Annotated in this window: 20 protein-coding genes; 8 read left to right on the top strand and 12 right to left on the bottom strand. The window is 72.4% G+C overall.

The genetic code is table 11. The features are described from left to right. Window positions 1-154 precede the first annotated feature (154 nt). A complete protein-coding gene (locus ACWD4U_RS32200; RefSeq protein WP_363459645.1) occupies window positions 155-775 on the top strand; it encodes a hypothetical protein in 621 nt (206 codons plus the stop codon). A gap of 65 nt (window positions 776-840) precedes the next feature. On the opposite strand, the gene ACWD4U_RS32195 is transcribed toward ACWD4U_RS32200, so the two are convergent. Then, a complete protein-coding gene (locus ACWD4U_RS32195; RefSeq protein ID WP_363459644.1) occupies window positions 841-1,929 on the bottom strand; it encodes a hypothetical protein in 1,089 nt (362 codons plus the stop codon). Window positions 1,930-2,135: 206 nt separating this feature from the next. Beyond that, on the bottom strand, window positions 2,136-2,948 hold the full coding sequence (locus tag ACWD4U_RS32190) for an ATP-grasp domain-containing protein (RefSeq protein WP_363459643.1): 813 nt from the start codon (window positions 2,946-2,948) through the stop codon (window positions 2,136-2,138). Window positions 2,949-3,144: 196 nt separating this feature from the next. On the opposite strand from ACWD4U_RS32190, the gene ACWD4U_RS32185 reads away from it, so the two are divergent. Then, window positions 3,145-4,095, top strand: a complete 951-nt coding sequence (locus ACWD4U_RS32185) for a GNAT family N-acetyltransferase (RefSeq protein WP_363459642.1) — start codon at window positions 3,145-3,147, stop codon at window positions 4,093-4,095. 90 nt (window positions 4,096-4,185) lie between these two features. Here ACWD4U_RS32185 and ACWD4U_RS32180 read toward each other — a convergent pair whose 3' ends face one another. Next, on the bottom strand, window positions 4,186-5,034 hold the full coding sequence (locus ACWD4U_RS32180; RefSeq protein ID WP_363459641.1) for a lysozyme: 849 nt from the start codon (window positions 5,032-5,034) through the stop codon (window positions 4,186-4,188). Window positions 5,035-5,316: 282 nt separating this feature from the next. On the opposite strand from ACWD4U_RS32180, the gene ACWD4U_RS32175 reads away from it, so the two are divergent. The 3 genes from ACWD4U_RS32175 to ACWD4U_RS32165 all read left to right on the top strand — a co-directional run bounded on the left by ACWD4U_RS32175 (window position 5,317) and on the right by ACWD4U_RS32165 (window position 8,060). Next, window positions 5,317-6,180 (top strand): metallophosphoesterase family protein, encoded by an 864-nt coding sequence (locus ACWD4U_RS32175; protein ID WP_363459640.1) that lies wholly within the window; start codon window positions 5,317-5,319, stop codon window positions 6,178-6,180. A 139-nt stretch (window positions 6,181-6,319) separates the two neighbouring features. After that, the gene (locus tag ACWD4U_RS32170) at window positions 6,320-7,417 is read left to right on the top strand and encodes a DNA glycosylase AlkZ-like family protein (protein WP_363459639.1); all 1,098 of its coding nucleotides are present in this window, start codon (window positions 6,320-6,322) and stop codon (window positions 7,415-7,417) included. Between the two features lie 106 nt (window positions 7,418-7,523). Beyond that, window positions 7,524-8,060: a GNAT family N-acetyltransferase gene (locus ACWD4U_RS32165; RefSeq protein ID WP_363459638.1), complete on the top strand. Its 537-nt coding sequence runs from the start codon at window positions 7,524-7,526 to the stop codon at window positions 8,058-8,060. A gap of 28 nt (window positions 8,061-8,088) precedes the next feature. Here the strand turns inward: ACWD4U_RS32165 and ACWD4U_RS32160 are convergent, their stop codons facing one another. The 3 genes from ACWD4U_RS32160 to ACWD4U_RS32150 form a co-directional block, all read right to left on the bottom strand. Further along, window positions 8,089-9,057, bottom strand: a complete 969-nt coding sequence (locus ACWD4U_RS32160; RefSeq protein WP_363459637.1) for a hypothetical protein — start codon at window positions 9,055-9,057, stop codon at window positions 8,089-8,091. Between the two features lie 95 nt (window positions 9,058-9,152). Then, window positions 9,153-11,234 (bottom strand): glycosyl hydrolase family 28-related protein, encoded by a 2,082-nt coding sequence (locus ACWD4U_RS32155; RefSeq protein ID WP_363459636.1) that lies wholly within the window; start codon window positions 11,232-11,234, stop codon window positions 9,153-9,155. Between the two features lie 205 nt (window positions 11,235-11,439). After that, window positions 11,440-11,859, bottom strand: coding sequence for a YkvA family protein (locus ACWD4U_RS32150; RefSeq protein WP_449787374.1), 420 nt, complete (start codon window positions 11,857-11,859; stop codon window positions 11,440-11,442). Between the two features lie 236 nt (window positions 11,860-12,095). On the opposite strand from ACWD4U_RS32150, the gene ACWD4U_RS32145 reads away from it, so the two are divergent. Beyond that, window positions 12,096-12,326 carry a hypothetical protein gene (locus tag ACWD4U_RS32145; protein ID WP_363459635.1) on the top strand — a complete coding sequence of 77 codons (231 nt, stop codon included), beginning with the start codon at window positions 12,096-12,098 and terminating at the stop codon, window positions 12,324-12,326. A gap of 19 nt (window positions 12,327-12,345) precedes the next feature. Here ACWD4U_RS32145 and ACWD4U_RS32140 read toward each other — a convergent pair whose 3' ends face one another. From ACWD4U_RS32140 to ACWD4U_RS32125, 4 genes are all read right to left on the bottom strand, one after another. Further along, the gene (locus ACWD4U_RS32140; RefSeq protein WP_363459634.1) at window positions 12,346-12,924 is read right to left on the bottom strand and encodes an isochorismatase family protein; all 579 of its coding nucleotides are present in this window, start codon (window positions 12,922-12,924) and stop codon (window positions 12,346-12,348) included. Between the two features lie 88 nt (window positions 12,925-13,012). After that, window positions 13,013-14,317 (bottom strand): MFS transporter, encoded by a 1,305-nt coding sequence (locus ACWD4U_RS32135; protein WP_449787376.1) that lies wholly within the window; start codon window positions 14,315-14,317, stop codon window positions 13,013-13,015. Between the two features lie 74 nt (window positions 14,318-14,391). Beyond that, window positions 14,392-14,844 (bottom strand): MarR family winged helix-turn-helix transcriptional regulator, encoded by a 453-nt coding sequence (locus tag ACWD4U_RS32130; protein ID WP_363459632.1) that lies wholly within the window; start codon window positions 14,842-14,844, stop codon window positions 14,392-14,394. Between the two features lie 149 nt (window positions 14,845-14,993). Further along, window positions 14,994-15,485: a glutathione peroxidase gene (locus ACWD4U_RS32125; RefSeq protein WP_363459631.1), complete on the bottom strand. Its 492-nt coding sequence runs from the start codon at window positions 15,483-15,485 to the stop codon at window positions 14,994-14,996. Between the two features lie 132 nt (window positions 15,486-15,617). Between ACWD4U_RS32125 and cutA the strand changes: the two genes are divergently transcribed. Together cutA and ACWD4U_RS32115 are read left to right on the top strand one after the other, a co-directional pair. Next, complete coding sequence (cutA, locus tag ACWD4U_RS32120; RefSeq protein WP_363459630.1) at window positions 15,618-15,968, top strand: divalent-cation tolerance protein CutA; 351 nt, start codon at window positions 15,618-15,620, stop codon at window positions 15,966-15,968. Between the two features lie 144 nt (window positions 15,969-16,112). After that, the gene (locus tag ACWD4U_RS32115; protein ID WP_363459629.1) at window positions 16,113-16,817 is read left to right on the top strand and encodes a flavodoxin family protein; all 705 of its coding nucleotides are present in this window, start codon (window positions 16,113-16,115) and stop codon (window positions 16,815-16,817) included. A 139-nt stretch (window positions 16,818-16,956) separates the two neighbouring features. Here the strand turns inward: ACWD4U_RS32115 and ACWD4U_RS32110 are convergent, their stop codons facing one another. Both ACWD4U_RS32110 and ACWD4U_RS32105 read right to left on the bottom strand, forming a co-directional pair. Continuing rightward, window positions 16,957-19,539, bottom strand: coding sequence for a hypothetical protein (locus tag ACWD4U_RS32110; protein ID WP_363459628.1), 2,583 nt, complete (start codon window positions 19,537-19,539; stop codon window positions 16,957-16,959). A 254-nt stretch (window positions 19,540-19,793) separates the two neighbouring features. Continuing rightward, on the bottom strand, window positions 19,794-20,708 hold the full coding sequence (locus ACWD4U_RS32105; RefSeq protein ID WP_363459627.1) for a Fic family protein: 915 nt from the start codon (window positions 20,706-20,708) through the stop codon (window positions 19,794-19,796). Between the last annotated feature and the right edge of the window lie 216 nt (window positions 20,709-20,924).

The raw sequence follows: 20,924 nt of genomic DNA, 5'->3' as shown, positions 1-20,924 counted from the left end.
TGGACGGCGGGCGGTGATGTGACCGTCCGGGGCCGGGCGGCGGGGTGACGGTCCGTGGGGCGTGTTGGAATCTCCCGCGGGTGCGGACGCCTACCCGGGTCCCCGCACCGTGCACGTGCATCCACCGGCCGAACTCCTCACCCGAGGGAGCATCATGTCCGTCGCACGAACCGTCCGAGCTGCCCGAGCCGTCCTGGTCGACCGCCCTGCTCGCCTGCTGCTCGCCGCCCTCGCGGCGGCGGCGCTGGTGCTCTCGGGCACCGCCGCGACGAGCGCCTCCGCCGCCCCCACGGGGCTGGACGGCGCCTGGGCCTGCTCGGTCCCGTCCGGCTACGTCTACGACCAGGTGGCGATGAACCGGACCTGCAGTGGCGGCGGCAACTGGAACTCGCCGCAGTTCCACCTGCGCACGCCCGTCGACGGTCTGACGGCCTGTACGAGCGCGCCGGGCTTCGTCTACGACTCGATCGGCTGGGGCACCGCGTGCAGCCAGCAGTCCGGCGTGGTCGCCAACACCTACCACCTGCGCACCCCGTACGACGGGCTGACGGCGTGTGTGGCGACGCCCGCCTTCACCTACGACTACGTCAGCTACACCACCGCGTGCAGTCTGAACCAGGGCGTCCAGGCCACCACCTACCGGCTCCGCACGCCGGTCAACGGGCTGTGGGCGTGCAGCGTCCCCAGCGGCTTCACGTACAGCGCCACGACCTCGAACCTGGACTGCAGCCTGATCAGCGGCGTCCCGTCCACCAAGTTCCGGCTGCTCGGCTGAGCCGGGCTCCCGCTCGGCGGCCGTCCGGCAGGACTCGCGGTCGGCCGCCGCCCGCGGGGGTGCCCTCAGGGGTTCGCGGGGCGGCGGTCGGCGGGGCGGCGCGGTGGGATCGGGGTGGCCGGGAAGTCCCGCGGCCCGGCCCACAGCGCCGGGACGGCGTCGGCGCGGCGGGCCAGCTCGTAGGCGATCGCCTCGTAGTTGACCCGCCAGCCGCGGAAGTGCGGCCAGGCGTCGATGACCGGGCGCTCCAGGCGCATGCCCGCCGCGGTCACCATGGCCGCCGCCGCGTCGAACTCGGCGAAGGTCAGCCGGATCGGACCCTCCGGATCCGGATCGGCATCGAACGGGATGCGCAGCGAGGTCGCGATGTCGCGCAGCGCGGTGAACCCCGCGCGCAGCATCAGCCGGGCCTCCGGCGGGGCGGAGCGCGGGTTGAGGGCGAGTTGCATCGCCGCCGCGTCCATCACCGCGATCAGGCCGACCACCCAGTTGCGGTGCGGCTGCGGGGAGCGGAACGAGATCAGCACCGGGTAGTTGGAGTGGCCCTCGCCGAGGTCCGCCGCCAGCCGCTCCCAGTCCCGGTACAGGTCCGGCAGCTCGCTCTCGGTGCGCACCAGCGCCTGACGTGCCAGCAGCTCCGGCCCCCAGGCCGGCTCGCCGGCCCGCGACTGCAGCAGCGTCACCTCCAACTCCCGCCGGTTGTACGCCCCGTACAGGGTCGGCAGGTAGGCGATCAGCAGCGCGATGATCAGCGGCCCGTTGGCCGCCGCCAGGAAGTCGATCAGCGACAGGTGCAGGCGGTCGCCGCTGGCGAAACCGAGCGTGAACAGGCTCGACCCGGCCTCCCGGAACGACACCGTCCAGCTCAGGTCGGACGTCCCGCGCAGCAGGAAGGTGTACGCCAGCAGCGTCGACAGCAGCCAGCATCCGAGCATCCCCAGCAGGATCAGCGGCGCCAGCCAGGTCTGCGCCCGGTCGATCGCCCGGTACCCGCCGAACGGCGCCGCGACCGTGCGCAGCACCAGCCGCAACACCCGCCACAGCCGCTGCACCAACGCCGAGTACAGCCCGCGCGGCACCACCAGCGTCCGCAGGATGCTCCCGACCGTCGCCGCCAGCAGCGCAGCCCCGGCCAGCGTGAAGATCACTCTCATGCGGGCCATTGTGACCCCCCACCACTCCCGCACCCGGCACCCGGGCCCTCACCACGCCCCGCACCCGGCGACGGCGCGGGGGTCGGCGGCGGGCCTGGCTGCGAGCGGACGACGAGAGGTCAGGGGGTGGGAAGGGGGCCGAGGAAGGCCCGTCATGAGGCGGCGAAGGCGTCGGTCGGGCCGGGCTGCCTGTGGACGATGAGACGTCAAGGGGCCGGAACGGGACGGAGGTAGCGCCGGTCGCGGGTGGCGAAGGCGCTGCGCGGGCCGGTCGCCCGGAGGACGACGTCGAGGGCGGCGGACGGGGCGGCGGCGTAGGTGTGGCTGAACCAGGGCATGTTGGCCTCCACCGCCGCCCAGCGGGCGGCTCCGGTGTCCGGGTCGTGGAGGCGGCCGACGTCGAGGGTGACGGCGCTGGGGAGGGTGTGGGCGGCGTCGGTCAGGAGGCGGTGGGCGAAGACGAGCGCGGCGTCGGCGTCCGGGTCGGCGGTGAGCGGGGCGGGGTCGAGGCGGCCGAAGCGGGCGTAGCGGCTGCCGGTGCGGACCCGGCCGTCCAGCACGAAGAAGCGGAACTCGACCGCGAAGGTGACCACGTCGGAGACCAGCACCGGGGTGTCGGGGCCGATCCGGTCGCCGGTGCGCGGCAGGCGCGCACCGTCGGCGTACACCGCGGCCGGGAACTGCTTGTCGCTCGGCGGCTTCACGAACGCCGGCCGGCGCAGCGCCCACGCCTCGGCGAGGGTGGTCAGCTCCACCCGCCGGCCGGTGAACTCGCGTGGCAGCTCGGCCAGCCAGCCGTCCGAAGGCTCCAGCAGTCCGAGGTCCAGCGACCCGGCCAGCCGGTCGGCGGCGAGCGGGCCGCCGTACCAGTGCACCGTCCGACCGTGCAGCGGCTGCACCGTCAACGGGCCGTCGGCGATCGCGTGGGTCAGCCCGCGGCGGAGTGCCTGCTCGATCAGGAGGGCGCCGGTGGTGGTCCGCTGCGCGGTGGTGAGCAGGACCGGCGGGGTGGCGGACACGGCTGACGACTCCTCGGTACGGGGCGGGCCGTTCCCGCCGGGTCGAGGGGAGTCTGGCCGAGCGGCGCGGTTCGCCGCCTCCGAATAAGTCGGCGCGCGGGCATCCGGAGGGCCGCCCGGGAAAACCTGTTGGGTGCGGCGGCGGACGGGGGTAGAAAGGGCGGGTTTGCCGGGAAGAGCGAGTGGGGGAGGACCGATGGCGGTTCCGGCCGGGATGACGGTGCGGGCGGCGACGCTCGATGACGTGGCGGCGGTGTGCGCGCTGCTGAACGCGGTGGACGAGATCGAACTCGGGCGGGCCGAGACGGAGTTGCACGAGGTGGCGGAGGAACTCGGCCATCCGGACGTGGACCTGGAGCGCGACTCCTGGCTGCTGGCCGACGCCGACGGGCGACTGGTCGGGTACGGGCTGGTGCGCGGCCGGCCGGGCGACCAGCGGATCGACCTGGACCAGTACCTGCTGCCCGACCAACTCGAGGGCGCCCTGCACCTGTTCGACCTGATGGAGGGCCGGGCCGGCGAACTCGCCGCGGCCGGCGGCGCGCAACGCGCCGTCCTGCACCTGCACCTCAACTCCGAGCCGACGGTGGACACCGACGCGATGCGCCGGCGCGGTTGGAGCCCGGTGCGCCGGCACCACGTGCTCACCCGCTCCGTCGACCCGGTCGCCGACCCGGCGCCCGTCCCGCCGCCCGGCGTGACGCTGCGCGCCTGCGCGGACGAGTCGGACCGCCGCACCGCGCACCGGCTGCTCGAGGAGTCCTTCGCCGACCACTTCGACTTCCGGCCCCGCAGCTACGAGCAGTGGCTGGCCGACGTCGAGGGCGCGGGCCTGGACTGGTCGCTGGTGTGGATCGCCGCCGTCGACGGCCTCGGCGACGCCGCCGTGCTGCGCACCCGCGACGACCGCTCGGCCACCGCCTGGGCCTCCCAGCTCGGCGTCGTCCCCGCCGCCCGCTCCCGCGGCCTCGGCGGCCACCTGCTGCGGCACTTCTTCGCGCACTACGCCGCCCGCGGCCGCACCCGCGTCGGCCTGGGCGTCGACACCGCCAACACCACCGGCGCGCCGGCCCTCTACGCCCGCCACGGCATGGTCCTGGACTTCGCCGTCGACACCTGGGAGCTGGTCCTGCCCCTCGGCAGCTGACCGCGGCCCCGCCCGCGGCCGGGAAGAGGAGCTTCCGGCCGCGGGCGGGTGGGTGACGGTCGGTCGGCCGCCTCCGCAGGTGACGCGGCGTCAGCCGTTGGCGAGGGCCTGGACGCGGTCGAGGGCGCCGTTGAAGTAGTTCTGGTCGCCGGGGAAGGTGCCGGAGTCGGCGTACTGCCAGATGGTCTGGTAGGACCAGCCGTTGGGCAGCGTGCCGACCGAGGCGGCGTAGCGGGCGATCCACAGCGGGTTGGTGGCGCCGAAGGAGCCGTTGTTGCCGGTGCAGGTCGTCCACCAGTCGGTGGTCGTGTAGATCACCGGGTAGCGGCCGGTGCGGGAGTGCACGGTGTTGGAGAAGTCGCGGATCCAGCTGACCATGCCGGCCTGGGTGAGGCCGTAGCAGGTGGCGCCGTAGGGGTTGTACTCGATGTCCAGGGCGGGCGGCAGGGTCTTGCCGTCCTTGGACCAGCCGCCGCCGTGGTTGACGAAGTAGTTGGCCTGGGTGGCGCCGCTGGAGGCGTTCGGCAGCGCGAAGTGGTAGGCGCCGCGGATCATCCCGACGTTGTAGGACCCGTTGTACTGCTGGGCGAAGTACGGGTTGGTGTAGCCCGTGCCCTCGGTGGCCTTGGTGTAGGCGAAGCGGGCGCCGTTGGCGTACGCCGTGCTCCAGGCGACGTTGCCCTGCCAGCTGGAGACGTCCATGCCGCGGGTCTGGGTGACGGCCAGAGCTGCGAAGGTGTTCGCGGCGACTGTCTCGCGGCCCTCGTGGGCGGCGACGGTCGAGCCCGCGTAGTCGCGCTCGGGGTGGAAGCCGGCCGGGTTGCCCGGCTTGGCGGCCTGCGCGGCGGGGGCGACGGCGACGGCCCCGCAGAGCAGGGCGGCCGAGGCCGCGACGGTGGCGGTGCGACGGAGCAGGCGGGTGGTGCCGGAAGCGGTCATGACGACTCCTCAATCCGGTTGCCGCGGCCGGGGTCGGCCGCATGCGGAGAAGATATAGTCATGGCCCCGTCAGTCAACAGGGTGTTGAACGCATACTTCGAACGGATGTCCGTGTGGCGAACAGACATAGTTGTTTCCCGCGAACACCCCTGGTTCGGCCGAATGTTGACGATGCGACAGGAAACCGCTGGTTGCTGGCGCCGACCCACCCCGCCCGGGTAGCGTGGGTGGTGATCGAGCGGGCCGGAAGCGACGTACACACTCGGGCAGGGGGACACGGCGGTGGCGGACGGACGGCTCCTCGCGGTCAGTGATCTGCACACGGCCGTATCCGAGAACCACGCCATCCTGGAGACGCTGCGCCCGGTCACCCCGGACGACTGGCTGATCGTCGCGGGCGACGTCGCCGAGCAGGTCCACCAGGTCGAGGACTCGCTGCGACTGCTCACCGAGCGCTTCGCCAAGGTGATCTGGACGCCCGGCAACCACGAGCTCTGGACCACCTCCGACGACCCGGTCACGCTGGACGCGCCCGCCCGCTACCGGCTGCTGGTCGACCGCTGCCGCGCCCTCGGCGTCACCACCCCCGAGGACCCCTTCCCGGTCTGGCACGGCCCGGACGGCGACTACGCCATCGCCCCGGTCTTCACGTTGTACGACTACACGTTCCGGGTGCCCGGGGTCAGCACCAAGCGCGAGTCGCTGGCTCGTGCCCGGGAGTCCGGGGTGGTGTGCACCGACGAATTCCTGTTGAATCCCGCGCCGTACGGAGGCGTCGAGGAGTGGTGCCGGGAGCGCGTCGAGTCCACCGAGAAGACGCTCGCCGCCCACGACCCCGCGCTGCCGCTGGTCCTGGTCAGCCACTGGCCGCTGGTCCGCCAGCCCACCGACGTGCTGCGCTACCCCGACTTCGCCCAGTGGTGCGGCACCGAGCTGACCGGCGACTGGCACCGCCGCTTCAACGTCGCCGCCTCGGTCTACGGCCACCTGCACATCCCGCGCACCACCTGGTACGACGACGTCCGCTTCGAGGAGGTGTCGATCGGCTACCCCCGCGAGTGGCGCCGCCGGGGCCACCCCCGCGGACTGCTCCGCCAGATCATGCCGTACCCGGGCCCGCCGGAGACGCCGATCCCCGCGCCGTAGCAGCGGGCGGCTCCCCCATGGGGGCTTGGGGCCATCGGCGGCGGACGAGAAGCCGTCGAGATGAGTGCCCCGGCGGTGCTCGCCGCGCGTGGTCCGACGGGCACGCCTCAAGGTCGGCGGCACACGGAGGGAGCGTGCGGTGGAACTGAGCACGGGTCAGGTGCTGGCCTGGCGGCAGCGGAGGCAGTACGTCGACGGGTCGGGTCCGGGGGATCCGGCCCTGGTCGTGGAGCGGCTGGTCGGGGTGCAGGCCCAGGTGCCGGCTGCGGCCGACCTCGCGCTCGCCCTGCGTGGGTCCGCCGGCGGGGCGCAGGCCGCGCTCGGTGCCGGGAGGCTGCTGCGGACCTGGGGGCAGCGAGGGACGCTGCACCTGCTGACGCCCGGTCAGGCCGCCGACGTGCTGGCCCTGATGGCCTCGGCCCGGACCTGGGAGAAGCCCGCGTGGACCAGGGAGTTCGGGGCCACCCCCGCCCAGGTCGCCGAACTCACCGCGCGGGTGGACGTGTTGCTGCGCGGCCGGGTGCTGACCCGTGAGGAGCTGGCGGCCGAACTCGCCGCCGAGCCGGAATTCGCCTCGCTGCGGCCGCAGTTGGCCTCCGGCTGGGGTGCGCTGCTGAAGCCGCTGGCCTGGCAGGGCGTGCTCTGCCACGCGCCGACCGAGGGCGCCCGCACCTCCTTCGCGCACCCCGCCGACCTGGCCGCCGACTGGCCCGCGCCGCCGCCCGTCGAGGAGGCCGGCCCGCGCGTCCTCGCCGCCTACCTGGCCGCGTACGGACCGGCCGGGCTGGACCGGTTCGACGCCTGGCTGTCCCGCAACAGCCTGCGCAAGGCCGTCCTGAAGTCCTTCGCCGCCACGCTCGGCGACCGCCTCGCCGAGGTCCGGGTCGACGGCGAGCCCGGGTACGCGCTCGCGGAGCACCTGGGCGAGCTGGCGGCGGCGGAGCCGGCTCCCTCGGTGCACCTGCTGGGCGCCTTCGACCAGTACCTGCTCGGCCCCGGGACCAAGGCGGCGGAGATCCTGCCCGCCGCGCACCGCGCCGAGGTCAGCCGGGCGGGCGGCTGGATCGCCCCGCTGCTGCTGGTCGACGGCCGGATCGCCGGCGTCTGGGAGCTCGCGGGTACCACGCTCACCGTCCGCCCCTTCGACGCCCCGCCGCCCGCCGCCGCCCTGGACGCCGCCGCCGAGCGGCTGGCCGCGGCCAGCGGACTGGACGGGCTGACCGTGCGGCTGGGCTGACTGTGCGGGTGGGCTGACCGGGCGGCTGGGCTGACGGCGGTGCTGTGGCACCATGGCGGTGCCCCGCCGTGCCCCCGCGCCGGAACCCCTGAAGGAGAGTGCGCCGATGACCGCCGACGACCAGCTGAGCTTCCGCCCCGCCGTCCAGCAGGACGTGCCGGACCTGGTCGCCCTGGTGGAGTCGGCGTACCGCGGTGACGCCAGCCGGGTCGGCTGGACCACCGAGGCCGACCTGCTGGAGGGGCAGCGCACCGACGCGGCGGGCGTCGCCGAGGTGATCGGCCGCTCCGAGTCGGTGGTGCTGGTCGCCGAGGACGGCGGGCAGCTGGTGGCCTGCTGCCACGTGGAACGGCGCGGCGACACCGCCTACTTCGGGATGTTCTCGGTCCGCCCGACCGCGCAGGGCGGCGGCCTCGGGCGCCGGGTGCTGGCCCGCGCCGAGCAGTGGGCCCGGGCCGAGTGGGGCGTCACCGCGATGGAGATGACGGTGATCGAGCAGCGCGCCGACCTGATCGCCTGGTACGAGCGCCGGGGCTTCGCCCGCACCGGCGAGTTCGAGCCGTTCCCCTACGGCGACGAGCGGTTCGGCGTCCCGCTCCGCCCGGACCTGCGCTTCGAGAAGCTGGTCAAGCCGCTCGGCTGAGCGCCGTACTGACACCCCGTCAGTGCCGTCAGAGCCCGCAGGCCCGGCACGGCCGCCGGGTGCCCAGGTGGTAGCCGAACGCGGCCACCGCCAGCCCCAGGCCCCACAGCCAGTACGCGGGCATCGCGACCCACAGGAAGCCCAGCGGCAGCGCCCCGTCGTGCGCCACCGGGTGGAGCGTCTCGCCGACCAACTGGCCGATGCCGACGCCGAAGTAGACCAGCAGCCCGAGCGAGATCGCGGACGCCGGGGCGAGCAGTAGCAGGCGCGGCACCCGCCGCCCGCCGAGCCGCGGAAGCCACCCCGGCACGACCCGCCCCCAGCGGTGCACCAGCGAGAGCGGCAGCGCCGTCCCCGCCAGCACGAAGCCGGTCTCGAAGACCGCGAGCGAGAGCGCCTCCGCCGTGTTCAGCGGCCCCGGCGAGCCGAAGCCCAGCCCGTACTGGGCCAGGATCCGCAGCCAGCACGAGGCCACCGCCCCGTACGCCGCCCACCAGGCCCAGCGCGGCGGCCGGGCCGACGGTTCGCGGACCGCCGGACCGTCGGTGCGGCCGCACCGACCGCACGCCCCCCACAGGCGGCGGCGGTACGACAGTGCGGCGGCGGCCAGCAGCGCCACCACCGTGGCGCAGGCGGCCCGGCTGAGGAAGCCCGGTAGCGAGCGGGGCAAGCCCAGTCCGGGCAGCAGCCCGCCGACCACGTCCAGCAGCAGGAACGGGCAGCAGACCAGCAGGGCCGCGCCGACCGCCCCGGCCGCCACCAGCAGCGCGGGCCGCGGGCGACGGGCTCTCCACAGCCCGCCGCCCGCCGCCGCCGCGCCCGCGCACAGCGCGACGGCCGCCCAGCCCGGGAACAGCAGCAGGTCCGTCCCGAGCCGGCCGAACGACGGCGCGTGGCCCGCCGCCCACCACGCCTGGAGCGCCCCGTACCCCACCGCGGCGCCCACCGTTCCCGGAGCCGCCCACCGCGTCCAGCGCGGGCCCACCCGTTCCCCCATGGCCCCACGGTAGGGAGAGCGGGCGGCGGAGGTCATCGACGGCGGGGAGGAGCCGGTGATCCTCCGTCAGGACGAGGAGCCGTCCTGACGGGTCGTCACCAGGTCGACGGGGCCGGCGGCGGGACCACCGGCGGGCGGTCGTCGCAGGTGATGGTGTTGGGCAGTTCCCACGGGGCCAGCCAGGCGCCGGTGGTGCCGCCGCCGGAGTTGCCGCCGAGGTCGGTGACGCCGAACTCCGAACCGGCACCCGTGAAGTGGAAGGTGCCGCAGTTGTTGATGCCGACCGCGCCGACGTTGCGGGCCACCACGTTCTCGAACGTCGCGGAGCCGGCCACCCGGGCGCTGAGCACCGAGGTGCCGGTGCCGTCGATCCGGACGTCCTTGAACGCCAGCTTGGACAGCTTGTACTGGTCCTTCACGCCCCACTCGGCGACCGCCATGATCGCGTTGTAGGTGGAGTCCAGGTAGTGGTCGCCGGTGACCTTGATGTCGGCGTCGATGTCCCGGTCCAGCACCTCGAACCAGATCGCGCCGAGGCCGATGTTCCAGTTCAGCTCGTACGTGCCGGCCCGCACCACGGTGTTGTCGGTGAAGTGCAGGTACCCGGCGAACGGCTCCGCGCCGAACCGCGAACCGGCGTGCAGGCCGGAGCCCTCGCGCACCGGGTCGGCCACCAGGTTGGCGGAGACCGTGGTGTCGGTGCCGCCGTACACCGCGATGCCGTTGGCCAGGGTCGGCGACTGCACGGTGTTGTGGTCGATGACGACCCGGGCGTCCGCGGTCTTCTCCGACCACAGCGCGATGCCGTCGTCACCGGTGTTGCGGACGAAGTTGTCGCGGATCACCGAGTCGGTCACACCGGTGTGGAAGTTGATGCCGTCGGCGATCTGGTCGGCGATCTGGTTGCCGGTGATCGCCAGGTTCCTCATCGGGCCGTCGAGCCAGATGCCGACCTTGGTGTGGTGGATGTACAGGCCGTCGATGGTCGAGTCGCTGAACGCCCCGCCCACGCCGTTCACCTGGTCGGTGTCGATCCGCTCCCGGACGTCGCCCTCGATCGCGAAGCCGGAGAGGTGGACGTTGTGGCTGCCGCCCTGCGCCGCGTCCTTGCCGTAGACGCCGACGCCCGTGTGCACCGAGCCGTCCGGGGCGGGCGTGGCCAGGGTCTGCTGCGTGCCCTTCAGCACGGTGTACCAGCTGCCCGCGCCGATCAGCGTCACGTCGTCCACCACCAGGTGGCGGTTGACCTGGAACACGCCCGGCGGCAGGTAGACCGGCAGGTGAAGCAGCTTGGCCAGGACGATCGCCCGGTCGATGGCGTCCGCCGAGTCCCGGCGGCCGGTCGGGTCGGCGCCCGTCGCCAGCACGTTCACGGCCTTCAGCTCCACCCGCGGCGCGGCGACCAGCTGGGAGTCCATCAGGTCGATCGCGGCCCAGGCGGCCGAGGACCCGGCGGGCAGCGTCAGGCGCACCTTGTCGCCGGCCTTGTAGGTGCGGCCGAGCAGCATCCGCTGCTCGTCGTAGGCGTGGCCCGGGCGGAACGGGGTGGAGATCGCCGGCGCGGGCGTGGTCGCCGCCGGGACGCAGCCGCACTCGGTGATCCACCAATCCGGGTGCAGCAGGCCCGCGTTGGGGTCGTTGGTGAACGGGTACTGGTTGTACAGCCAGGCGTACTGGCTGGTCAGCGCCAGCGACTTGCGGTTCTTGCCGTCGACGGTGACGTCCAGCGGCGCGGTGGTGCCGCCGCCGTTCGGCGCGTCCGGCAGGCTGTAGCGGACGGTGATCGCGTTGGCGTCGCGGGGCAGCGTGAACTCCACGTACTGACCCGGCGTCAGCTTCACCGCACTGCGCCCGGACGCCTCGGCGGCCAGGGTGTACGCGGTGCGGTCGGCGGCCAGCACAGTGCCGGTGGTGGCGGCGCGCTCGGCCTCCTGCTCGGCGAAGTCCACCCGGGCGCCGCGACCCTCGGACAGCGACGGGTCGATCCCGGCCCGGCTCACCGCCGGGTTGCCGACGGTGCCGGACGGGACGGGCGCGGCCTGGGCGATCGGCGCGCTGAGCGCGACGCCGAGGCCGAGGACGGAGGCGACCACCGCCGCACCGGTGCGCACCGAGAGGCGCGGCAGGGCGTGGGCCGGGGAGGTCGGACGTGACGGGGGCTGGGTGGCAGCAGGCATCGGGGCTCGGCTCTCTCAGGCGTGGCGAAGGTGGAACGCCCGGGACGCTCACGGGGCGTACGACACGGTGAAGGTGAGCCGACAGTAGGGGTCCGCGCAGCGTCCCGACAAGGACCCTGCGCGGAAATTTCTCTTCGATGTCAGGTTTTTGCGGCGTGGAAGTTGCTCGTTGCGGTACCCGAACGGTTCGTCAGGTGTCGGCTCCTCAGCTGTCCGCGGGCAGCTCGGCGGCCGCGGCCTTGGCGCCCGTCTGCGACCACTCCAGGTACCGCCCCGACTCCCGGGTCAGGCCCAGCAGGAACCACAGCAGCAGCCCGGTGTCGTCGCTCCAGCCCAGCACCGGGATGAAGTCCGGAATCGCGTCGATCGGACTCACCAGGTACACCGCCACCGCGAACGCCAGCGCCAGCAGCTTGGCCGGCCCGAGCCCCGGGTACCGGCCGGTCAGCGCGTCGCGCAGCAGCCGCGGCAGCGCGAACACCCGCGCCGCCAACCCCGGTGCGCCGGGCCGCTTCGTCTCCCGGTACAACCCCCACGCCGACCGGGTCACCGCCAGGCCGTCGAGTCCGCGCACCCGCGCCGCGGCCGACCCCTTCGATGCCTTCGACGCCTTGCCCTTGCTCACGCGAGCCTCCTGCACGCTCCGACTCCCTCCACGGTACGGGAGCGGCCCCCTCCGGCCGAAGGCCCGTACCGGACTGCGACTGATCCGTGACGCGGCCCGGACCCGGCGCCTCGGCTCCCTGCCGCCGGGCGACCCAGACCCGGCGCCGGAGCGGGACGCCGTCGTCCGGGTCGATCCCTGCCGCCGGGCGGCGGTCAGCGGGTGCGCGCCGTCGGCGGCCGTTCGATGCTGGCGGCATGACGAGCAACAGCACAGCCGAGCCCTTGGTCGAGATCGCCGAGTTCCGCACCGACAGCCGCTACCGCCTGGTCCACTTCAAGGGCTCCGGCTGGAAGCCGCTGGCCCCCGAGGAGTTCGAGCCGGAGATCAGGCACCACTTCCCCGACCTCGACCCCCGCGACCCGGTCAAGGTGCACTGGGACGACCGCCCCTGGGAGTGGCCGCACTGGCACCCGGGCGAAGCCTGACGGAAAACCGCGACCCGGCTCAGCCGTGGGCGCCGGCCAACAGTGCCAGGACCTCCTCGGTGGTGGCGCGCTCGCCGAGCCGCGGGAAGATCCGCTCCACGCTGTTCCGGTGCGCCTCCGGGTCGAAGTCGGTCATCGCGTCGACCACCGGCGTCACGTGGTAGCCGTGCTCGTGCGCGGCCCGGGCGGTGGACTCCACGCCGATGCTGGTCGCCACCCCGGTCAGCACGATCTGGGTGACCCCGCGGCGGCGCAGCTGGACGTCCAGGTCGGTGCCGTGGAAGGCGCCCCAGTTGTGCTTGGTCACCACCAGGTCGGACGGGTCGTGCAGCTCGGCGGCGAGCACGTCCCAGCCCTCCTGGCGCGGCGCGGCCGGGCCGCCCTCGGTGCGGCCCGGCGGGACGTCCCCGCCGTCCGGGGCGAAGCTCACCCGCACCAGGACCACCGGCAGCTTCGCGGCGCGGAACGCCTCGGCCAGTCGGACGGTGCGCTCCAGCACCTCCCGGGTCGGGAACGGGGCGCCCGGGGCGGCGAGGATGCCCTGCTGGAGGTCGATGGCGACCATCGCGGTCACCGGGTCGAGCGTCGTGAGGGGCATGACGGGGCCTTTCGGTGGCGGGGGTGTACGGAGATCGGTAGCGAGGTGTGCGGACGTCGGCAGCGGGGCGCGCGGACGGTGGGAGGGGTCAGCGGACGCGTCGCAGCGAGCGGTCGGCCAGTGTGAGCACCAGGAGCAGCGCGGCGACCGCCGCCAGCAGCCGGCCCAGCTCGTGCAGGCCGCCGGTGTCGGCGCCGTGCCGGAAGAACGCGGCGGTGGCGGCCGAGGAGGCCAGTGCGCCCAGGTACATGAAGGTGCGCAGCAGCCCCGCCGAGGAGCCCATCCGGTCGGGGTCGGCCTGGGCGTACAGCGCGTTCTGGTTGGCCAGCCCGGTCAGCCCCTGCGGTACCCCGAGCGCCGCGCCCAGGAGCGCCAGCGCCCACCCGGGCGTCCCCGCGCCGAGCAGCAACAGGGCCGCCCCGCCCGCGAGTTGGACCGCCCCGCCGACCAGCAGCTTGCCGCGCACCCCGGCCCGGCGGCCGGTCGCCGCGGTCACCGCGATCGCGGTTGCCGACATCGGCAGCAGCACCAGCCCCGCCGCCGAGGCGCTCAGCCCGCGACCCTCCTCCAGCCACTGGGTGTAGCCGTACAGGAAGGCGTACGAGCTGGTGTAGGCGAGCAGTTGGCGCCCGTAGGTGGCCAGCAGCGCCGGGTTGCCGCCCAGCACCCGCAGGTCGACGAACGGGCGTGCGGTGCGCAACTCCCGGACGGCGAAGGACGATCCGGCGGCCAGGGTGAGCAGCGGCAGGTACCAGCGGTCGACGCGCGGGGCCATCAGGAAGAGCATCAGCGCGGTCAGCGCCAGCGCGAACAGGCCCATCCCTGGCAGGTCCACCCGGGCCGGGCCGGTGCGGGCGGACGGGCGGGGCAGGAAGCGGGCGCCGAGGACCAGGCAGGCCAGCGAGAGCGGCAGGTTCACCGCGAAGATCAGGTGCCAGCCGCCCGCGCCGATCAGCAGGCCGCCGAGGGTAGGGCCGACCACCGCGATCACCTGGTTGGAGATCGACAGCGCCGCCAGCACCCCCGCCGGGCTGCGCTCCGCGCCGATCCGGTCGTTCTCCGAGCGCAGCAGCGCCATCGAGGCCGGGTACGCCGCCGAGGTGCCGAAGCCGAGCAGCACCCGGGAGACCACCAGCACGCCCAGGCTCGGCGCGAACACCCCCAGCACACCCGCCACGCCCACCAGCGCCGTCCCGCACAGGTACAGCGGGCGCGGCCCGAACAGGTCCACCAGCCGGCCGATCACCGGCTGCCCGACCGCCGTGGCCAGGTACAGCCCCGTCACCAGCCACGCCGTCTGCGCGGGCGCCGCGCCGAACGCCCGGCCGATCGGGATCAGCGCGACCGCCAGCATCGAGGAGTTGACCGGGTTCAGCACCGAGCCCAGCACCATCGGCGCGATCAGCCGCCGGTCGAAGGCGCCCCGCCGCTGCTCGACCGGGACGGCCGTGGGTCGCGTGCGCAGGCTCACAACTGCGCCACCCGGTCCAGCACCGCCATCGCGGTGACCACCGCGCGGCGCTCCTCCTCGGTGCACCGCTCGCTCAGCGCCAGCGCCAGCCACTCCTGCCGGGCCCGGCGGTCGCCCGCCCGGCGCTCCCGGCCCGCCGGGGTCAGCGCCACCAGCTGGCGGCGGCCGTCCGCCGGGTCCGGGCTCCGCTCCACCAGGCCGGACAGCTCCAGCGCGGCGACGATCTTCGCCATCGACTGCGGACGCATCCGCTCGGCCGCCGCCAGCCCGCTGGTGGAGTCCGGACCGGCCTGGTCCAGGTGCCGCAGCACGGCGACCTGCCCCGGTGTCAGGTCGCCCTCCACGGCGATCCCGCGGAGCCGGCGACGCAGCCGGCCGACCACGGCCCAGGTGTCCTGGGCGGCCTGCACGGCGGACTCGGCGACCTCGGGGGTCTGCTTCGGCTTCACGCCGCCCACGCTAAAACCTTCAGCCCAGGCTGTCCAGTTTCAGCTGTACAGTCTGGGCTGAAGGTTTGCCGCGGCGCGGGGTCAGCGGGGCAGCTGGGCCCGCTCGCGCGCGGTGTCGCGGGGCGGCTGGCCCCGATCGCGGTGCGGGGTCAGCGGGGCAGCTGGGCCTCGATCGCGGCGATCAGCTCCGGGGCCTCCGGCTCGGTCCGCGGGCGGAACCGGCCGACCACGGCGCCGTCCGGCGACACCAGGAACTTCTCGAAGTTCCACTGCACGTCGCCGGCCGCGCCCTCGGCGTCCGCGAACTCGGTCAGCCGGTCGAACAGCGGGTGCCGGCCCTCGCCGTTCACCTCGACCTTCTCGAACAGCGGGAAGCTCACCCCGTAGGTGGTCGAACAGAACTCCTGGATCTCCTCGGCCGAACCCGGCTCCTGGCCCATGAACTGGTTGCACGGGAAGCCGAGCACCGTGAAGCCGCGCTCCTCGTACTGCTTCTGCAACCGCTCCAGACCGGTGTACTGCGGGGTCAGCCCGCACTTCGACGCGACGTTCACCAGCAGCAGCGCCTTGCCCTTGTGCTCTGCCAGCGAAGACGGCTCACCCGCCAGCGTCCGGACCGGAACCTCGTACAGCGACGCCATGGCCGCACCTGCCTCTCTGCAAGGGGACTCTCCGCACGGAGAAGACCGACGCCCCCGAACCTACCCCGCCGGGCAGGTGTCATGAGCAGCGCCCGATGCCGAGTCGGGCGGCGGCGGGGGTAGGGTCCGGGCATGACGCCCCCCGCGAACGCCGCGCTCGTGGTCACCACCACGCACGACGCCGAGGACAAGGCCCGCGCCCTCGCCGCCGCGGTGGTCGGCGAGCGGCTCGCCGCCTGCGCGCAGGTCTACCCGATCCGCTCGGTGTACCGGTGGGAGGGCGAGGTGCAGGACGCCGCGGAGTGGCGGACCGACTTCAAGACCCGCGCGGACCTCGGGGACCGGCTCACCGCGTACATCCGGGCGCACCACGACTACGACACCCCCGAGGTGATCGCCGTCCCGGTCGTCGCCGGCTCGGACGCGTACCTGGGGTGGGTCGCCGCCGAGACCGCGGAGAGCGCCGAGGCCGCCGAGGACTGAGGGAGGGCTGGTCGACGCGCGGCGGGTCCACCGGATGGCGGAGGGTGCCGGGCCCGGGGCGGTGCGCGTGGTGCGATGTCCGACGGTGCATCAACCGGATGGCACCGGGGGACGACTGACGAACCGGCGCGGAGGGACCCAGCGGTGGCCACTTACACGGACCTGCGGGCGATCATCATCAACTGCACCCTCAAGCGCTCCCCGGAGCGCAGCCACACCCAGGGCCTGATCGACCTCAGCACCGGCATCCTGCAACGCCAGGGTGTCCAGGTCGACGTCCTGCGGGCCGTCGACCTCGACATCGCCACCGGCGTCTGGCCCGACATGACCGAACACGGCTGGGACACCGACGAATGGCCCGTCGTCTACTCCCAGGTGATGGCCGCCGACATCCTCACCCTGGCCGGCCCGGTCTGGCTCGGCGACAACTCCTCCGTGATGAAGCGCGTGATCGAGCGCCTGTACTCCTGCTCCTCGATCCTCAACGACCGCGGTCAGTACGCCTACTACGGCCGCGTCGGCGGCTGCCTGATCACCGGCAACGAGGACGGCGCCAAGCACTGCGCGATGAACGTCATCTACAGCCTCCAGCACCTCGGCTACGTCATCCCGCCGCAGGCCGACGCCGGCTGGGTCGGCCCGGCCGGGCCCGGCCCGTCCTACCTCGACCCCGGTTCCGGCGGTCCCGAGAACGACTTCACCAACCGCAACACCACCTTCATGACCTGGAACCAGCTCCACCTCGCCCGGATGCTCAAGGACGCCGGCGGCATCCCCGCCCACGGCAACCAGCGCGCAGAGTGGGATGCCGGCTGCCGCTTCGACTTCGAGAACCCGGAGCACCGCTGATGTGCTTCGGCGCCACGGACGGCGTGAAGGTCACAACCCTGATCATGCGCCAGGCAAAGCAGGGCACCGGACCGACCGGCTACCGCTGCACCGCCTCCAGGGTGCTCGCGACGTCCGCCTGCTCCTGGCACCCAGGCGGCTACGCCTGCCCTGCCCGCTCGAACACGGAGGTCACGTCTCCGACCGCCTCCACCGAGTTCTCTCCAGCCCTTTCCTCGAAGGCCTGCGCCAGTCGCGCCCACATCCGAGAACGTTCGCAGCAGACGCGGCACATCTCTTCTTGACTCAGCGCCTCAGGTCGTGGAAGTCCAATCCGCTCCTCGAAGCCCACTTCACTTCCGAGGTGTGCGCCCAGGTCGCCGATCCTGCCTTTCCGCTTTTCGTGGACCGAGCGTACCGTCTGCTGGAATTCCCGGTGAGAACTGTCGGAGACCTGGTGGCGGCGGCGCACCTCCCGCAGCTGCATCACCGGATCATCGCCATAGCTGGGACATGAATGCTCGAACAGGAGTGAGTTGCATTCGGCGAACTCCTGCACGGCCCTGATGAAGTCGAATCTGGTCTGCCAGTGGTGCCGATCGACGGCGAAGTCGCGAGCCATCCTCCAGGTGTTGCCCTCCTCATCGAGCCACCGTCGCTGCACCTCGCCGGCATCGAGGCGCGAGTTTGAAATATCGCGCTCGCGGCGCTCCCATATCTGAACCATCAGGCCTGCCACCTTCTGCAACAGGTCATGCTGGTATTTGATCAGCTCCAGATCGTGCACGCCTACGGGGCGGAGAAAGGTCGGGTTCTTGAGCGGATAGTGCTCGTTCTCCCATACCACGAATTCATTGAAGGTCCGCAGGCCGACCAGATCCGGATCCTCCGCCACGATCCACGGCCGCATCGACGCTATGGAGCTGCTGTCCGCCCGTCGGCATGCCATGTCCAGATGGTCCACAGCCCGTTCGGCCAGGGATGCCGCATCGCCTTCCAGCCTTATCGGCCTACGCTTGTCGAGAGGTAGCAGGCCGATGGCGAAAATACATGCAGAGTAGTAGAAGTCGTGCCATGGAATCCGTCGGAGAGGCAGTCCTCTGAACCATGCGAACCGTATTTCCCGCTGGATGTGCCTAGCGGGCATCGGCCACTTCCATTCTCGTCCGGCGACCCTGGCCAGTAATTGCGCAGCGGCCTTTCTCGATTTCGCCGGACGTGAATGACCGTAAACCCTGGCGTACTTCAGTTCGCGTAGGCCTCTGCAGACCCCCAACGTCCTCCTGGCCTCCCGGGTCCAGCATCGCCGAGCCGGTGCCCATACCAGCATGAGCCTCAGGGCCACGCGCGAGATGGTGCCCCCTGGGACTCTCCGGAAGCGGTAGGCTCCGCGCAGTTCCTGGGCTTTTGCCTGGCCGACGAACTGGAAGAATTCCTGGACGAGAAGCTTTCCGTTCTTCCCTCTGGACGTGTTCGCGAAATCTCTGGCCAGGAGCTTCTCGATGCCACCTGCGCCCCCCGATCCGGCGTGGTCTCCATGATCCCGGAGATGCGCGGCAAAGTCGGATTCATAATCCTTGAGCATTTTCAGGATTCGGCTGCGCAAGTGCCTGAGCTCGACGTCTCGCTTGCTTGTTCCGGCTGGTCTTCTGTTGCACGAGCACCAGTCGTCTATCAGTTGCTCGCCCATGCCGAGTAATATCGCTTGGCGGTACCGGGCGGTGAGCAGTGCTGGCCGCCACCAGTTCTTGCGAACCCCGATTTTGCGGAAGTATGCCGGGGTTCCTTTCATCCAGGCCAGGCGTTCGACGTCGCGGTTCAGGCCCAGCTTGATGATGTCCTGATAGGTCATCAGCGCATCGAGACACAGGCCGAGCTGCTCCTGAATGAATCCGACCTCAAGTCGGAGGAACGGGTTGTGCGGGTCCTGTGAAATCGCATCGAAGTACTTTCCCAGCGCCTCGTCGTAACGCCTGGAGAACTTGTATTTCTGTGCCTCTTGGACATCCCTGAAGAGCCCGTGCGGGATGGCCAGGCCATGCCATGCGGCCCAGGGCGGTTTCTCCACAAGCCGCGTCAATGGAAGAATGAAGGCGCAGACCTCGTAGGCGGCGCTCTTTACGGCAGCCTCGAACGTCGACCCGGTGCAGGTAATCGATTGGCTGGCCCACTTGGGGAGGACAATGACCTGAACTGTCACGCTGCACGCGTTCTCCGGGCTTCGATAGAGAACTCCGTTCACCTGATAGGAGTACCTGACATGGGTCGCGCTCAAGAGCCTCCCAAGAGCTGCCACCAGAGTGGCGGGTGAATTGCCGGAGTCCAATGCCGGACTGTTCAGGACTTCTACGAAATCGATCTGCTGCGACCCGCCGGGCATGGGGGAGGGAGCCTCCAGGCTGACCTCGGCCAGGGCTTCCCGAAAATGCGTAGTCAGTCTCTCTGTCTCGATCTCCGGGCCGCCACCCTCGCTACTGAACGTGGGTACTGAGATCGGCCCGGGAACTATCATTCTGCGACTGATTCGGAATCTTCGAAAACAGTAGCAGGATCCGATTGTGAATATTGCGACTATGAAGAATTTGAAATGACTCGAAGCTTGAAGGGAGGTAACCCATGGATTGTCCTGGGCGCCTACGGGGGTGTGCCAGAACGATGCTATTCCCCAGAGGGAGACGGATGTCGACAGCAGGAACCCGCACAGCCATCCGTAGCCGCCGAAGGCCGGCCTGGGGACCTTCATGCGAAGCCATTGCCCCGGATTTTCTCTCCACCAAGACATGCGTACCCCAGGTCCAAGGGCTCCTACGACGGGGCCGGTATCTCCAACGTAGGCATCGGGTGCACCGCGTGCACCCCCTGCCGTGCACGGGTACCAACCGTCGTCGCGCGCGTGTGAATCGGCCCGAAGCATTCCGGACTGCGGGGTTGAATGGGGGCGCTGGTCGTCCTTGGAGACCTGGCCGTAACGTCTCCCGGCGCGCCGCCGACTCGGTCTCAGGTCAGCCCGTTCGCAAGGGTGTTGTCGTCCAGGGGCGCGTCGAGGAGGGCGAGCAGGCCGGGGTGGACCAGGGCGCCGGGGAGGCGGGGGTGGTCGGTGAGGATGCCGGTGGTGCGGAGGCGGTCGAGGGCGGGTTGTGGGGGGTGGGCGATTCGGTCGTGCAGCCAGGGGGCCGATACTGCGGGGGTGGCGCGCAGCTGGTGCAGGACGGCGGTGGCGGCCGGGTCGCCCGCGACTTCGGCGAGTGAGGCGTCGAGCACGGCGCGGTAGGTGGTGAGGGTGGCGCTGCGATGCCGGGCGGTCTCGGTGACGGCCCGGGCGACGACCTCACCCCAGCTGCTCAGCCGGCCCTCGGCGGCGGCGACCAGGGCCTCGTCGTGCTCCCGGCGGTGCCCGTGGACCCAGCCGTCGAGGTCGAGCAGCAGCCCGGGCAGCAGTCCCGCCGCCACCAGGTCGCACTGCCACAGCAGCCGGGCGAGGCGGCCGTTGGCGTCGGGGAACGGGTGGATGGTCAGCAGGCCGAGCGCGGCCAGGGCCGCGGCGTCCAGCGGCGGCGAGGTGGTGCGGGTGCCCCACGCGTACCAGCGCTCGAGGTGCTCGCGCAGCTCGTCGGCGGCGGCGTCGATCGCGAAGACGCGTCCGTCGTCCCAGGTGACGACGGCGCGCGAACGGCGGAAGCCGCCTGGGGACGGGATGTTGGGGTCGCCCGCGATCAGCAGCCGGTGCAGTTCGACGAGCGCGTCCGGGGTGAAGCACGGGCGCCGGCCGGGCTGTTCGGCGACCTCCTCGCGCACCGACTGGACCGCCAGCAGGCCCGCCGCGGTACGGCTCTCGGCCGCGGCGGCCAACTGCTCGGCCAGCCGCGCGGGATCCGCCCCCGCCACGTGGCGGCGGCGCAGCTTGGCGCGCACCCGTGGGCGGTGGAACAGGTCGGGGTCGTCCAGGTACGCCGCGTCCCGCCGCAGCGCGGCCAGGGCGTCGAGTGCCTCGCGGCGGGCGGCGGCGGGAACCGCCGCGGCGTCGAGCGGCGGGGGGGGGGGGGGGGGCGGGGCGCGCGGGGGGGGGGGGGGGGGGGGGGGGGGGCCGGGCGCCCCCCCGCGGGGGCCGGCGGGGGGGGGGGTGTTTAT

The sequence above is a fragment of the Kitasatospora sp. NPDC002522 genome, assembly GCF_053595195.1.
This window is presented reverse-complemented; position numbering and strand designations above follow the sequence as displayed.